At 50.2% G+C, this 13,817-nt stretch carries 16 protein-coding genes; 11 read left to right on the top strand and 5 right to left on the bottom strand.

The window, feature by feature from the left end:
* Positions 1-7 precede the first annotated feature (7 nt).
* From KNQ11_RS09685 to KNQ11_RS09665, 5 genes are all read right to left on the bottom strand, one after another.
* The gene (locus KNQ11_RS09685; RefSeq protein ID WP_149427779.1) at positions 8-898 is read right to left on the bottom strand and encodes a flagellin N-terminal helical domain-containing protein; all 891 of its coding nucleotides are present in this window, start codon (positions 896-898) and stop codon (positions 8-10) included.
* Positions 895-1,287, bottom strand: coding sequence for a flagellar export chaperone FliS (locus KNQ11_RS09680; RefSeq protein WP_149427778.1), 393 nt, complete (start codon positions 1,285-1,287; stop codon positions 895-897). The genes KNQ11_RS09685 and KNQ11_RS09680 overlap by 4 nt, the downstream gene beginning before the upstream one ends.
* Complete coding sequence (locus KNQ11_RS09675; protein ID WP_029342503.1) at positions 1,284-1,574, bottom strand: EscU/YscU/HrcU family type III secretion system export apparatus switch protein; 291 nt, start codon at positions 1,572-1,574, stop codon at positions 1,284-1,286. The genes KNQ11_RS09680 and KNQ11_RS09675 overlap by 4 nt, the downstream gene beginning before the upstream one ends.
* Before the next feature lie 15 nt (positions 1,575-1,589).
* Positions 1,590-3,443, bottom strand: coding sequence for a hypothetical protein (locus KNQ11_RS09670; protein WP_214771307.1), 1,854 nt, complete (start codon positions 3,441-3,443; stop codon positions 1,590-1,592).
* Between the two features lie 108 nt (positions 3,444-3,551).
* A complete protein-coding gene (locus KNQ11_RS09665; protein WP_029342501.1) occupies positions 3,552-4,058 on the bottom strand; it encodes a competence protein ComK in 507 nt (168 codons plus the stop codon).
* A 251-nt stretch (positions 4,059-4,309) separates the two neighbouring features.
* Between KNQ11_RS09665 and KNQ11_RS09660 the strand changes: the two genes are divergently transcribed.
* The 11 genes from KNQ11_RS09660 to ftsX all read left to right on the top strand — a co-directional run bounded on the left by KNQ11_RS09660 (position 4,310) and on the right by ftsX (position 13,812).
* Entirely contained in the window at positions 4,310-4,510 is a 201-nt protein-coding gene (locus tag KNQ11_RS09660) for a cold shock domain-containing protein (RefSeq protein WP_023469248.1), read from the top strand.
* Positions 4,511-4,789: 279 nt separating this feature from the next.
* A complete protein-coding gene (gene hpf, locus KNQ11_RS09655) occupies positions 4,790-5,353 on the top strand; it encodes a ribosome hibernation-promoting factor, HPF/YfiA family (RefSeq protein ID WP_023469247.1) in 564 nt (187 codons plus the stop codon).
* An 84-nt stretch (positions 5,354-5,437) separates the two neighbouring features.
* On the top strand, positions 5,438-5,566 hold the full coding sequence (locus tag KNQ11_RS16910; RefSeq protein WP_255343755.1) for a hypothetical protein: 129 nt from the start codon (positions 5,438-5,440) through the stop codon (positions 5,564-5,566).
* A gap of 3 nt (positions 5,567-5,569) precedes the next feature.
* Entirely contained in the window at positions 5,570-8,089 is a 2,520-nt protein-coding gene (gene secA / locus KNQ11_RS09650; RefSeq protein WP_214723912.1) for a preprotein translocase subunit SecA, read from the top strand.
* Positions 8,090-8,157: 68 nt separating this feature from the next.
* Positions 8,158-9,258: a peptide chain release factor 2 gene (gene prfB, locus KNQ11_RS09645; protein WP_023469245.1), complete on the top strand. Its 1,101-nt coding sequence runs from the start codon at positions 8,158-8,160 to the stop codon at positions 9,256-9,258.
* Positions 9,259-9,318: 60 nt separating this feature from the next.
* Positions 9,319-10,086 (top strand): class I SAM-dependent methyltransferase, encoded by a 768-nt coding sequence (locus tag KNQ11_RS09640; RefSeq protein ID WP_214771303.1) that lies wholly within the window; start codon positions 9,319-9,321, stop codon positions 10,084-10,086.
* On the top strand, positions 10,086-10,589 hold the full coding sequence (locus KNQ11_RS09635) for a GNAT family N-acetyltransferase (protein ID WP_214771300.1): 504 nt from the start codon (positions 10,086-10,088) through the stop codon (positions 10,587-10,589). The genes KNQ11_RS09640 and KNQ11_RS09635 overlap by 1 nt, the downstream gene beginning before the upstream one ends.
* 97 nt (positions 10,590-10,686) lie before the next feature.
* A complete protein-coding gene (locus KNQ11_RS09630; protein WP_023469242.1) occupies positions 10,687-11,556 on the top strand; it encodes a YitT family protein in 870 nt (289 codons plus the stop codon).
* 114 nt (positions 11,557-11,670) lie between these two features.
* Positions 11,671-12,042 carry a cytochrome c551 gene (gene cccB / locus KNQ11_RS09625; RefSeq protein ID WP_208796364.1) on the top strand — a complete coding sequence of 124 codons (372 nt, stop codon included), beginning with the start codon at positions 11,671-11,673 and terminating at the stop codon, positions 12,040-12,042.
* A gap of 194 nt (positions 12,043-12,236) precedes the next feature.
* The gene (gene ftsE, locus KNQ11_RS09620; protein WP_035410018.1) at positions 12,237-12,923 is read left to right on the top strand and encodes a cell division ATP-binding protein FtsE; all 687 of its coding nucleotides are present in this window, start codon (positions 12,237-12,239) and stop codon (positions 12,921-12,923) included.
* Positions 12,913-13,812 (top strand): permease-like cell division protein FtsX, encoded by a 900-nt coding sequence (gene ftsX, locus KNQ11_RS09615; RefSeq protein ID WP_058704575.1) that lies wholly within the window; start codon positions 12,913-12,915, stop codon positions 13,810-13,812. The genes ftsE and ftsX overlap by 11 nt, the downstream gene beginning before the upstream one ends.
* Positions 13,813-13,817: the final 5 nt, after the last annotated feature.

Here is a 13,817-nt window from a genome sequence, read left to right as displayed (position 1 = left end):
TGCCTCCTTAGTTGAGTAATTGTAAGACGCCTTGCGGCAAGGCGTTCGCTTGAGCGATCATTGCCATCCCCGATTGGTTAAGGATGTTGTATTTCGCATATTCCATCATCTCACGCGCCATATCAGTATCGCGAATCCGTGATTCCGACGCTGTTAAGTTCTCGACGCTGACACTGAGGACGGATGATGTTGCTTCGAACCGGTTCTGGATTGCCCCGAGTTGTGCCCGTTGCTGGGAGATCGTATCGATTGCTTTCGTATACTGGCTGATCGCGTCATTCGCGTCCGTTGCCGTCATGACGCTAAGGGCATACTCGGGTGCATCACCACTCGGGAAATCAAGCGGACGGATTGACGGATCAGCTTGTGTCGTTGAACTGACACCAATCGCGAGGGCTTGCATGTCGTTAATCGTGATCGAGATGCCTTCGTTGGCTCCCGCATTCGTTTGGATGAACAGGGCACTGTCGGCATCGTTGAACTTGCCGCTCAACAATTCTTTGCCGTTGAACTGGGTCGTCTTCGCGATCCGCGAGACTTCGTTCGTCAACTGGTTGATCTCTTCTTGAATTGCTGTCCGGTCTTCTGTCGCGAGTGTGCTGTTACCAGCTTGGACGGCGAGTTCGCGCATCCGTTGCAACAGATTATGCGTTTCACTCAAGCCGCCTTCAGCCGTCTGAATCATCGAGACACCATCGAGGACATTCTGTTCCGCTTTATCAAGTGCCTTCAAGCGATTACGCATCTTCTCCGAGATCGCGAGACCAGCTGCATCATCCGCACCCCGGTTGATCTTCTGACCGCTCGATAGTTTATCCATCGTCGTCTTGACGTTCGCCTGGTTGATGCTGAGGTTGCGATAAGCCTTCAAGGCTTGGACGTTATTCGTGATTCTCATTCGTATTCCATCCCTTCGTATCGTTGATGATGTGCGGCGCGCACGAGTGGTCGATCGACGGTCTGCGCCGCTTGCCAAGTGACGCGTAAGTCTTCTGCCAGTTCGAGTAGTTCGTCTAAGATACTTGGTGTCTTATAGACGTGTAACGTCTGCTCGGCAAGATAGTGGTAGATGGCATCGAGTTGTGCGGTGATGATGCCACCGTCGTCGTGTAACCCTGCCTGCAGTTTGTCGAGTAACTGATAGGCTTTTTGTAAACGTTCGTTGACTTCGTCAAAGCGGTTCGCGTCACGCGCAATCGTGGCGCGATCATATTGTAGGACGAGCCCCGTCAGCATGACTTCCGTCAGCTGTTGCGGGGTCATCGCGTAGAGTTCTTGTTCTGTCATGTTTGCCGTCCTTTCGCGTTGTCGAGTTCTTCGATCAATAAGAGCAGTTCTGCCATCACGTCGTACAGTTGCGGGGGAATCGCTGTTCCGAGATCAAGATCAAGTAAGTGACCGAGCAGTGACGTATCGTGTTCGATCGCGACACCGTTTGCTCGTGCTTCTTGTAGGATTCGATCGGCGGCTTGTCCGCTGGCCCGAGCGACGACGACCGGTGCTTGACCGGATGCTTCATCGTAGCGGAGGACGGCAGCGGTCTTGCGTCCGGTTAAATCGATTTTCTGATACATAACGGTCTCTCCTTTTTAGATACGATAGTCGTAGCCACGCGGTATCTCGTCTTGTTTGACGGTCTCCGTCACTTGCTCGCGCGTGAACGGACGGAACTGGATTCGGACGTCTTGGTAACCGGTCGCTTGCAAGGCATCCGTCGTTCGGTCGAGGAACGGGGTCGCCAGTTGTTCAAGAACTGGGAAATCATTTTCAATCGTGATCTGCATCTTTCGGTTGACGGTCTCAACGCGGACACCGATTTCACCGAGGCGCGGCGTATTGAGCTGGACATACAACGTATTGTTTTCCCAGTCGATCACTTCGTCCGGACGTTTATTTTGCAAGTGAACGTGGAGTCCTGCCGTCGCTTCGACGAGTTGGACCGGTAACGCCAGGAGAATCTGGTTCAACTGTTGCTGGCTATCCGGTTTATTGACTTGCTGTTGCGCTGCAAGGAACGTCTGCAATTTGGCGGCTTCGGGGTTCGCTGCCGGTGTACTCAGTTTCAGTTCTGCCGTCTGAAGCTGAAGCGTCTTTTGGACGGTTTCTTGCAAAAGTCGTGGGCTGTTCTGCTGCGGCTCATATGGAACGGCTTTTGTTGCTACTTGCGCTGGTAGCGTTGGTGCTTGCGGTGGCAGTCCTTGCATCTCCGGTAAGTAGGTCGGGCGGACGTTCGCCGGCGCATAACGGAAGGCTTCGAATGCGATCCGGACTTCCTGTAAGACGGCTTTTGCCTCTGTTCCGCGTCCGAGTAATGCCAGTTCCGCGCCCCGTTCGAGTTTCGATAAGAAATGAATCAGCTGTTTTTCATCTTTCATCGAGGTATGCAGTAAGGCATCTGTTTGCTGGAAGACTTGTTTTAAGCGTTGCGCCGTGCTCTCGATGACGGCGACCATCTGGACCGGACGTGTCTCGACGAGCGGTTCGATTTGCCGGAGTTGCGAAACGATCGTTCGCTGTTGGCTCTTGAAATCATTCGTAATCTCAGCGAGCCGTGGCGTCACTTCGCGGACAAGTGTCAAGGCAGAGCGGACCGGTGTCGTTTGCCCCGTTGTTGGTTCTGGTTGACTCGCACGTGCCGTCAGACCAATCAGTTGCTCGCGGACGCTCGTCTTTGGCTCGAGCGGCGCTTGCGGGAAGTAGGGCGCGAGTTGTTTGCGGACTGTTTCGATATCGCCACGTTCGATCGTAGCGACGAGTGCTGGACGTTTTTCCGCTGGTAGATGTTCAATGTATTGACGGATATGCAGGGGCGACGCTGTCTCGATCTCGCGTTGCGTCGGTAGCGTCACGCGGGCGACATCAAGCGCGACGGCTTTTTCGAATGTCGGTTGTTCCTTTAAGGCGTCGCGCTCTGGGAGGACGTCCGGATAGTCTTCCGTCGTCGCAAGGAGACTTGCAATCAAGACATCAGCATCAACTGGCAGTGCTGTGTCTGGTCGCGACACGAGTTCGAGTGCTAAATCCTTGTAAGTGCCTTGCAGTGCCGTCACGAGTTGGGCGACGATTTCTGGTGTTTGCGGCAGTTGACCGCTTGCAAGTAACTTTGCGACGGCCTGTTTCAGTTCAGCCGGCACGCCTTCTAGCAAGGCAGGATCAACGTTTGACGGAACGGACAGGACGGGTGGGGTTTCCGCGTCTGGTGTCGCGGGCGTCAATTGTTCAATCAAGTAACCTTCTGCGGTCTGTCCTTTGACCTTGAACTGAAAATCACCTGTCGGGACGTCGCCCGTGAAGGTCATCTCGATCTTATCCCGACCGACCTGGACGAGAGCCGTATGTGGTCCGGTCTGCTCAAGGACCGTTCCCTTATAGGTCTTCGTCTCCGAAAGCGGCGTCTGACCAGGGGATTGCGCCGGACGTGCCGGGTTCAATTGGATGTTCATCGAGAAGCCTCCTTGTTTTTTAAAACTGTCATCTCATTATATATCGGCAGAAACCAAAAAGGATTGAGCGAATTCATCGCCCAACCCTGATTTTTTTACGGTCACTGCTTAAGATTTGATTGCATTAAAGCGTTCCTCTAATGTCATCGCGTTCAATTGTTGATAACGAGCCATCAGCTCGCCAGTTGCTTTCATTTGGTTGCGGACGATGTAAGGAGAGGCGTTTACGGGAAGGATCATGCCATTACGAGTCTTGAGCTTCGTCTGTCCGTCTTCCTCGATGACTTCGGACATGTGGCTCCAAGCGTACCACTCGCAATCATCACGTTTCGGTGATTTCGTTGGGAAAAACACGAGGCCAAGTGTCGGTTCAATGACGACTGGGACTTTTCCTTTTACAGATGCGACACGTTTTGCTGTCACGATGCGTTCCTCGATGGAACTGTTGTATTGCCTGCAGGAAAGCTGCAGTAGTTGATACGGCCGAAGCGGTGTCATGATGGTCGAGCCATCCTCGAGTACGATGATGGATTGCTTCATCATGTCGTAGCACGGGAGAATCGCCACCGTCCGTTTCGTGATTCGATACTTTTCGTCATTATGGAATGGTCGCATTCGACTACATCCTCCTTAAGATAGGACAATGGATAAAATAGGTAATTACTAACGATATAATACAATAATACAACTGTAATGACAACGTAATTTTTTGAAATATAGACCAATAAGTAGGGAATATTATTCATTTTTCTGAATGAATTCAAATTAATCAGAATTTTTAATTGTAAATAATTCCTTCTTTTGATAGACTAAGCCGTAGAGAGCTTGCTCTCGAACTCTGGTTTGCGAAGGGAACGTGAATTCGAATGGAACAAGGTAAAGTAAAATGGTTTAATGCTGAAAAGGGTTATGGTTTCATCGAGACGTCTGACGCGAAAGACGTATTCGTACACTTCTCAGCGATTCAAGTCGATGGTTACAAATCACTTGAAGAAGGCGAAGAAGTGGAATTTGAAATCGTTGAAGGCGATCGTGGTCCACAAGCTGCGAACGTTTCAAAGATCTAATCCAATAGCAGCCGCCACCGTTTTTAGGCTATTCGCCTAAAAGCGGTTTTTGTTTTGAGTTCGAATAAAACGGGTATATACGTTAACATCAACATGCTTCAATATTATCGTACGCTAAGAACAGATGGGAACGTTCATGAGAATGTCATCGTTTTCATGGTCTTCCTTCACTTATCGTGCTATAATAAAAACGAACCAAAGAATTTCGAATATTCAGAAGGAAACGACTGAATCATCTCGAATTCATAGGTTCAACCGGTTACTTAAGGAGGAGTTTACATGATCTACAACATTCGCGGTGAAAACTTGGACGTCACAGATGCTCTCAAGGATTACGTCGAGAAAAAGCTTGAAAAGTTAACTCGTTATTTTACAACTCCTACGGAAGCGCAAACGGCTTATGTCAATCTCAAAGTCAACAATGAGAAGCAAAAAGTCGAAGTGACGATTCCAATGCCAAACCTCTTGCTCCGTGCAGAGGACATCAATGGCGATATGTATGCAGCGATCGACCTCGTCGTCGATAAGCTCGAACGTCAGATCCGGAAACACAAAACAAAGTTGAACCGGAGAGGGCGCGCTAAAGAAGGCGGCATCGGAGAGTACTTCAAAACGCTCGAAGGACCGGAAGCGGAAGCGCCTGTCTATGAAGAGGACGAGGCAGAACTCGAACTCGTTCGGACGAAGCGTTTCACACTCAAACCAATGGATACGGAAGAAGCAATTCTTCAGATGGACATGCTCGGACACGCATTCTTCGTCTTCTCAGACGCAGAAACGGGCAACACGAACGTCGTCTACCGTCGTAAGGATGGTCGTTACGGTTTGATTGAACCAGAATAATGAATACAACAGGGACTCGCTCTTACGGGCGGGTCCCTTTTTGATATGATGAAAAACTATTTTTACACAAGGTACGTTTGCTCTATGACAAAAGACCGAGACCGCTACTCGGTCCGCTTGTTGAAATTTGACGTCGTATTCGGTACACTGAATAAAGGAAAAATCTCGGAATTCTGTTCGTTCAAAGAATCGTTCGAAGTAAGGGGACTGTAAGGCATGGCTAATTTTCTAAAAGAATTATTTGCACCAACGAAACGTGTCCTGAAGAAAGCCGAAAAAGCAGCAGATGCTGTGGAATCATTCGAGACACAAATCGGTGCGTTATCGGATCAAGAACTCGAAGGAAAAGTCGTTGAATTCCGTGAGCGTCTCGCTAACGGAGAAGACTTAGATGATATTTTACCGGAAGCTTTCGCCGTCTGTCGCGAAGTTTCGACACGCGTTCTCGGCATGCGCCACTACCGCGTTCAGTTGATCGGTGGATATGTCCTGCATAACGGTGATATCGCCGAAATGAAGACCGGGGAAGGTAAGACGCTCGTCGCGACACTCCCTGTTTATTTGAATGCCCTCGCTGGCAACGGCGTTCACGTCGTTACCGTCAACGAATATCTTGCAAAACGTGACCGTGACATCATGGAACCTCTTTATGCGGCCCTTGGTCTATCGGTCGGCTTGAACCTCTCAAGCATGTCGCGTCAGGAAAAACAAGCAGCATACAGCTGTGACATCACGTACGGAACGAACAACGAGTTCGGTTTCGACTACTTGCGTGACAACATGGTCCTGTATAAAGAAGACCGTGTTCAAAGACCGCTCCATTACGCCGTCGTCGATGAAGTCGACTCGATTCTCGTCGATGAAGCGCGGACACCACTCATCATCTCAGGGTCTGCCGAGAAATCGACAGCACTCTATTCACAAGCTGATGCATTTGCGAAAATCATGAAGGCAGATGAAGACTACACGGTCGACATCAAAACGAAGAGTGTCCTGTTGACGGAGCAAGGGATCGACCGCGCTGAGAAATACTTCGGCATCGATAACTTGTTTGGTCTCGAGCACGTCTCACTCAACCATCACTTGAGCCTCGCACTCCGAGCAAACGCCGTCATGCATCGTGATGTCGACTATATGGTTCGTGAAGACGAAGTCATGATCATCGACCAGTTCACAGGTCGTGTCATGGAAGGGCGTCGTTACTCGGAAGGTCTGCACCAAGCGATCGAAGCGAAGGAAGGCGTCGAGATTCAACGCGAATCAATGACGCTTGCGACGATCACGTACCAAAACTTCTTCCGGATGTATACGAAGCTTGCCGGGATGACGGGTACAGCGAAGACAGAGGAAGAAGAGTTCCGTAACATCTACAACATGCACGTCGTACCGGTTCCGACGAACAAACCAGTCGTCCGAAACGATATGCCGGACTTGATCTTCAAGACGATGAACGGGAAGTTTGCTGCCGTCGCAGACGAAATCGAACGTGCCCACCGCGAAGGACAGCCTGTCCTCGTCGGTACGGTTGCCGTTGAGACGTCGGAGTTACTCAGCAATATCCTCAAGAAACGTGGCATCCGTCACGAAGTCTTGAACGCGAAGAACCACGCGCGTGAAGCGGAAATCATCGAGAACGCCGGTCAAGCGAACTCGGTCACGATCGCAACGAACATGGCCGGTCGTGGTACCGACATCAAGCTCGGTCAAGGTGTATTGGAAAAAGGCGGTCTCTACATCCTCGGAACAGAGCGTCATGAATCACGTCGGATCGATAACCAGCTCCGTGGTCGTGCCGGTCGTCAAGGGGACCCAGGGGCATCACAATTCTATCTGTCACTTGAAGATGAATTGATGCGTCGTTTCGGTTCTGATTCGCTGCAATCGATGATGGATCGTCTCGGAATGGATGATTCACAACCAATCGAGAGCCGGATGGTGTCTCGTGCCGTTGAATCGGCTCAAAAACGCGTCGAAGGCAACAACTTTGATGCGCGGAAACAAGTCCTCGGCTACGATAACGTCATGGCGGACCAACGGAAAGTCATGTACGCGGACCGGGCAGCGATCCTTGATGCGGGCTCCGTGTCAGATATCGTCCGTCCGATGATCGAGCAGACGATCGAAGCAGGCGTCCATCAGTACACGCCGGTCGAGTTCGTTCCGGAAGAGTGGAGCATCGGTGCGCTTGCGGAGTGGGCAAACCAGACGCTCGCGATCGAAGAGAAGGTCACGGAAAGCGACCTCTTCGGAAAAGAACGCGAAGAAATCATCGAGTTGCTCAAAGAGCGGACATTCGCACACTACGAGCACAAACGGTCAGAAGTACCAGCCGAAGCATTCGATGAGTTCGAAAAAGTCATCGTTCTTCGTGCCGTTGACCAACACTGGATGAACCATATCGATCAAATGGATCAACTCCGTGAAGGGATTCACCTCCGGGCATACGGTCAAAACGACCCGCTCCGTGAATACCAATCGGAAGGTTCGATGATGTTTGATGCGATGAACGCTGCGATTGCTGAAGAAGTGACACAATTCGTCCTTCGGGCAGATCTCGATCCAAACCTCAAACGTGAAAAAGTCGTCCAAGACGAAGTCGCTGTTTCAGGTAAGGAAGATAAAGCGGTCAAGAAAAAGCCGGTCCGGAAAAATCCAAATGACCAAATCGGACGCAACGATCCGTGCTGGTGTGGATCCGGTAAGAAATATAAGAACTGTCACGGCCGTCAGGCATAAGTGATGAATCGACTGAAAGAGAGGCAGGAGATTCCTGCCTCTTTTCACGGAAAGAGAAGGTGGAACACATGGAATTAGCAGAAATTCGCAACACCGCCGAGTGGATGGAAAAGAAACTCGACGAATATAAGGCATCACTCGACCTCGAGTCGAAGATTGCCCGAATCGAAGAACTTGAAAACGAGATGACATACCCAGACTTCTGGAACAACCAGGAATCGGCACAAAAAGTCATCGATGAGTCGAACGGCTTAAAAGCGATGGTCGACAAATACAAAGAACTCGAAGCAGGTCACGAAAACGTCGCTTTGACATACGAATTGATCAAGGAAGAGCCGGATGCGGATCTTCAAGAAGAGCTCGAGTCAGAACTTGGCGACCTTAAGAAGAAGTTCGAAGACTTCGAACTACAAATCCTCTTGAACGGCGAATATGACGCGAACAACGCGATCCTCGAGCTACACCCAGGTGCAGGTGGTACCGAGTCGCAAGACTGGGCATCGATGCTGTTGCGGATGTACCAACGTTTCTGCGACAAGCAAGGCTGGAAAGTCGAAACGATGGACTACCAACCGGGTGATGAAGCAGGTGTTAAATCGGTCACGCTCCGTATTCAAGGGCACAATGCCTATGGATACTTAAAAGCCGAAAAAGGGATCCATCGTTTAGTCCGGATCTCACCGTTTGACTCGTCAGGTCGCCGTCATACATCGTTCGTCTCGTGTGACGTCATGCCGGAATTCAACGATGACATCGACATCGAAGTCCGTACGGAAGATTTACGGATCGATACGTACCGTGCCTCTGGTGCCGGTGGTCAGCACATCAATACGACGGACTCGGCTGTCCGGATCACACACGTTCCGACAGGCGTCGTCGTCTCTTGTCAACAAGAACGGTCGCAGATCAAAAACCGTGAAGCAGCAATGAAAATGTTGAAAGCGAAACTCTACCAACGTGAAATCGAAGAGCAACAAAAGAAACTCGACGAGATCCGTGGTGAAAAATCGGATATCGCATGGGGTAGCCAAATCCGTTCGTACGTCTTCCACCCATACAGCATGGTCAAGGATCACCGGACGAACTATGAAGTCGGGAACACGCAAGGAGCAATGGATGGTGACATCATGGGCTTCATCGATGCATACCTCCGTCTGATGAATATGTAAGACAATCAACCAGTCGGACGATGTTCGACTGGTTTTTTGACCGTCAAAGGGGGAACAGTCATGCAGGAGCAAAGTCGGATCAACAAACAAGCGTGGGAGTACCGGGCGTATGAATTTTGGGAGAAACGCGACGGAACACCGGCGGAATATGCTGCGATCATCAAACAAGATCCAGCCGCATGTTTGAAGAAACATCGTCGTCATTTCGAAGACGTCGCCGGGAAGACGATCGCGAACATCTGTGGTTCGAACGGACGCAAGGCGGTGCCGTTAGCGTTACTCGGGGCAGACGTCACCGTGTTCGATATCTCGGAGGAGAATGCCAAGTATGCGCTTGAACTGGCGCACCATGCTGAGACATCAATCCACTATGTCGTCGGTGATCTCTATGCGATTGATCTTGAACGATATCGCGATACGTTTGATCTCCTCTACTTAGAAGGCGGGATTTTGCATTATTTTGCGGATTTCGAGCGTTTTCTGCAGATTCTCTTTACAATCTTGCGGCCCGGCGGACAGTTGATCCTTAGCGATTTTCATCCGGTCGGACGCTGGATTGATGCGGAGTTGACGTATCGACCGCGTTATTTCGATCAAGCGGTACAAGCGGGTGACTTGGCGTATAAGACACACTTTACGGACGAGGAGCAAGTCGATTTTCCGGAGGTCTCCGTCCGTTACTTTACGCTGAGTGAGATTTTAAACGGCGTCATCGCGACGCGATTCACATTAGACCGGTTCGACGAGCATCGTGGCTGGAACGGTGAGAACATCCCGTCCGAGTTCACGCTTCTCGCAACGAAACCACTCGAAGGGAGCAATAGCTAATGATTATTCGGAAAGAAGGCTTTAAGGATGCAGCGGGAATCCGGCTTGTCCATGAAGCAGCGTTCGAACAACCAAACGAAGCGAACCTCGTTGATGCGTTACGCGAGGACGATGCGGCGCAACCAGTTTTTGGTCGCGTCGCCGTGACCGACAAAGGGGAAATCGTCGGTCATGTTCTCTTGAGCCGGATCCATATCGATGACATTCCGTCACTTGCCTTAGCACCAGTCGGTGTCCTGCCGGTCTGGCAACGAAAGGGCATCGGCTCTGAATTGATCCGTCAAGTGATTGAGGATGCGCGGGATGCTGGCGAATCACACATTGTAGTGCTTGGTCACGACAGCTATTATCCACAGTTCGGTTTCGAACGGGCGATCGACTATGATATTCAGCCGCCGTTCCCCGTTCCGCCAGAGGTCTTTCTCGTTCTTGCGCTTGAACGAAATGGGTTGCGTGGTGTTAGTGGCATCGTCCGCTACAGTCCGCCCTTTAGTGCGGTATAAAGGGAACACTGTGAGTTGTTCCGCCTCTCTAGTCGTTGTCTGACTTTTCCGCTAAAATGAAACACGAGAATCAATCGATAAGGGGAAATGGAATGTCATGACATCGACGCGTCAGGAAGTCGTGCGCGATTATGCGTATTTGTTAATCGGGTCCTTGTTCGTCGCAAGTGCCTTTAGTTTATTTTTAGCACCGAATCAACTCGCCTCAGGAGGCGTTAGTGGCTTATCAATCGTCTTGAACGATTTGTTCGGGATCTCGCCAGGCTTGTTCCAGCTCGTCGCAAACGTCGTCTTGCTCGCGATCGGGTGGATGATCCTCGGGATGGGCTTTGGTGTCAAATCACTCGTCGGTTCAATCTTTTTACCGGTCGTCATCCTCGTGTATGAGCGGTTCGATGTTCCGGCTGCGACGATGAATCCGATGCTTGCCGCGATTTTCGGCGGTGCCGGTGTCGGAATCGGACTCGGTCTGATCTTCAGGGGACGAGCGTCGACCGGGGGAATGGATTTGATTGCGCAAATCTTGCATCGCTTCACGAAGTTGCCGCTCCATCTCTGTATTGCCTTGCTCGACGGAACGATCGTCATCAGTGCAGCGACAATCTTCTCGCTCGAGATCGGATTGTATGCGCTCGTCGCCTTGTTCATCACAATCAAGATGATCGACGTCGTCCAGCTTGGGATCACGAACGACAAGCTCGCCTATATCATCTCCGATCAGCGGGAAGCGTTAGTGAAGGAAATCTTCGAGACGCTCGATCGCGGAGCGACGGAGATCGAGGCAGCAGGTGCGTTCACACGGACACGGAAACCGATGCTGATGGTCGTCGTCCGCCAAGGGGAGATCACGACGCTCAAAGAAATCGTCAAACACATCGATCCGTCAGCGTTCCTCGTCGTCAGTGAAGCCCATGAAGTACTGGGACTTGGTTTTACGGACGACAAACGCTACCGGAATGTGCCGTAATTGTTCCGAACTCGTGAAGTTTTTGTGAAATCACGCTTAACTCTTCCGGATAACGGTTATACTCTAACTAGGTCAGAAGCGTTTACTTAGATACTTACAGAGGGGGATATCCGGATGAAGCTGAAAAACTTGTTACTCGCGTTAGGGTTAGGCACGACACTTGCACTCGCAGCATGTGGTGGTAGTGACGACTCAAGCTCTAGCGATTCGTCAAGCACGAAGGAAGAGTCGACGATGAACGATGATTCGTCGAAGACGGAAACAGCCGTCGATGCGGAAAAAATCTTCGCGAACAACTGTGCATCGTGTCACGGGAACAACCTTGAAGGAAATGTCGGACCGAACCTGACGAAGGTCGGCTCGAAGTACTCTTCAGAAGAGATCCAAGAGATCATCAAGAACGGGAAAGGGCAAATGCCTGCTGGAATCCTCAAAGAGGATGAAGAAATCGTTGCCGTTGCTGACTGGCTCGCTGAGAAAAAGTAATTATGGGATATGATGGGGTACGAGATGACACACACGACATGTGTTCGTCATTCGTGCCTCTTTTTTGTGGTATAATCGCCTGAAATGACATTTGATTGTAATGTGCGTTCAATTTTGTCCCTGTTATAATGGTGGTCGGTAGGTTTTTAGACCTATCCATTCAGCATCAGTAAATAAGTAAGGATGTGAAGTACGTGATCAAGATGCAACGAATCAGTAAGATTTATCCGAACGGCGTCACGGCACTCCGTGAGGTCGATTTGACGATCAATCAAGGCGAATTCGTCTATATCGTCGGTCCGTCGGGTGCGGGTAAATCAACATTCATGAAAATGATGTACCGCGAAGAGAAACCCACGAGCGGTTCATTTTTATTTAAAGGAATCGAAGTCGGTAAGCTGAAAAACCGTCAAATCCCCGAACTTCGTCGCCAAATCGGCGTCATCTTCCAAGATTTCAAACTACTCCCGTCATTGACGGTTTATGAAAATGTTGCCTTCGCGCTAGAAGTCGTAGGAGAAGACAAAGCACAAATCCGGAAGAAAGTCCTCGAGGTCCTCGATCTCGTGAAGCTCAAGCATAAAGAGCGCAACTATCCGGACGAATTATCTGGGGGCGAACAACAACGGATCTCGATCGCGAGAGCCATCGTCAATCGTCCGTCACTCGTCATCGCCGATGAGCCGACTGGGAACCTAGACCCGGATACAGCATGGGAGATCATGGAAGTGTTCGAAGAGATCTATCGCCGTGGGACAACGGTCGTAATGGCGACACACAACCGAGACATCGTTAACAAGATGCGTCATCGTGTCTTAGCGATCGACGGAGGAAAAATCGTCCGAGACGAAGAGAAAGGAATGTACGGCTATGAAGTTTAATGGATTCCGTCATTTACGGGAAGGGGCAAAAGGTCTCGTCCGGAACGGCTGGATGACATTCGCTTCTGTCAGTGCTGTTACCGTCACTTTACTTCTCGTAGGAATATTCGCGATGCTCATGTTCAACGTCAACAAGATTTCCGATAACGTCGAAAAAGACGTTGAAATCCAAGTGTTCGTCGAACGGGAAGCAGACCAGTCGAAGATTGATGCAGTGGGTGACTCCCTCAAGCAGATGCCGGGTGTCAACTCTGTTCGTTATAGTTCGAAAGAAGAAGAACTGGACCGCTTCAAGGAGCAACTTGGCGAAGGCTCACAAGCTTATCAGTCGGTTGAAAAGGATAACCCACTTCACGACCGATATATCGTCAAAGCTACCTCACCAAAAGAGACAGAAACACTTGCAAATTCCATCAAAAAAATGGAAAATGTAGATAGTGTCGAATATGGTAAGGACTATGTTAAAAAGATGTTTAACTTCCTTGAAGGAGTTCGGATCGGTGGAATCATCCTGATCGTCGGATTGACATTCATGGCAATGTTCCTCATTTCGAACACGATCAAAGTCACGATCTTCTCCCGTCGCCGGGAAATCGAGATCATGCGCCTCGTCGGAGCGAAAAACGGATTCATCCGTGCACCGTTCTTCGTCGAAGGATTATTGATGGGCATATTAGGTGCCATCATCCCGATCGTCGTCGTCTACTTCGGTTACGAAGTCTCATACAACGCGATCCAACCGCAACTTGCTACCGTGAATGCGGGAATCTTCTCGCTGATTCCACCAGGTGAACTGTCGGCACAAGTCGTCTTGATTCTACTCGGACTCGGTGCATTCATCGGTGTATGGGGATCGACGACATCACTCGGTCGTTTCTTGAAGATTTAAGTGAT

This window comes from Exiguobacterium sp. s39, assembly GCF_018618925.1.
Taxonomy (GTDB): Bacteria; Bacillota; Bacilli; order Exiguobacteriales; family Exiguobacteriaceae; genus Exiguobacterium_A; species Exiguobacterium_A abrahamii.
Note: the sequence above shows the minus strand (reverse complement) of the source record. Positions and strands in the feature narration are given on the sequence as shown.

Coding starts and splice junctions, on each gene's coding strand:
- KNQ11_RS09670 (WP_214771307.1), bottom strand. CDS start 3,443: ATGAACATCCAATTGAACCCGGCACGTCCGGCGCAATCCCCTGGTCAG.
- secA (WP_214723912.1), top strand. CDS start 5,570: ATGGCTAATTTTCTAAAAGAATTATTTGCACCAACGAAACGTGTCCTG.
- cccB (WP_208796364.1), top strand. CDS start 11,671: ATGAAGCTGAAAAACTTGTTACTCGCGTTAGGGTTAGGCACGACACTT.
- KNQ11_RS09680 (WP_149427778.1), bottom strand. CDS start 1,287: ATGACAGAACAAGAACTCTACGCGATGACCCCGCAACAGCTGACGGAA.
- KNQ11_RS09685 (WP_149427779.1), bottom strand. CDS start 898: ATGAGAATCACGAATAACGTCCAAGCCTTGAAGGCTTATCGCAACCTC.
- KNQ11_RS09630 (WP_023469242.1), top strand. CDS start 10,687: ATGACATCGACGCGTCAGGAAGTCGTGCGCGATTATGCGTATTTGTTA.
- KNQ11_RS09640 (WP_214771303.1), top strand. CDS start 9,319: ATGCAGGAGCAAAGTCGGATCAACAAACAAGCGTGGGAGTACCGGGCG.
- hpf (WP_023469247.1), top strand. CDS start 4,790: ATGATCTACAACATTCGCGGTGAAAACTTGGACGTCACAGATGCTCTC.
- KNQ11_RS09675 (WP_029342503.1), bottom strand. CDS start 1,574: ATGTATCAGAAAATCGATTTAACCGGACGCAAGACCGCTGCCGTCCTC.
- KNQ11_RS16910 (WP_255343755.1), top strand. CDS start 5,438: ATGACAAAAGACCGAGACCGCTACTCGGTCCGCTTGTTGAAATTTGAC.
- prfB (WP_023469245.1), top strand. CDS start 8,158: ATGGAATTAGCAGAAATTCGCAACACCGCCGAGTGGATGGAAAAGAAA.
- KNQ11_RS09660 (WP_023469248.1), top strand. CDS start 4,310: ATGGAACAAGGTAAAGTAAAATGGTTTAATGCTGAAAAGGGTTATGGT.
- ftsX (WP_058704575.1), top strand. CDS start 12,913: ATGAAGTTTAATGGATTCCGTCATTTACGGGAAGGGGCAAAAGGTCTC.
- KNQ11_RS09635 (WP_214771300.1), top strand. CDS start 10,086: ATGATTATTCGGAAAGAAGGCTTTAAGGATGCAGCGGGAATCCGGCTT.
- KNQ11_RS09665 (WP_029342501.1), bottom strand. CDS start 4,058: ATGCGACCATTCCATAATGACGAAAAGTATCGAATCACGAAACGGACG.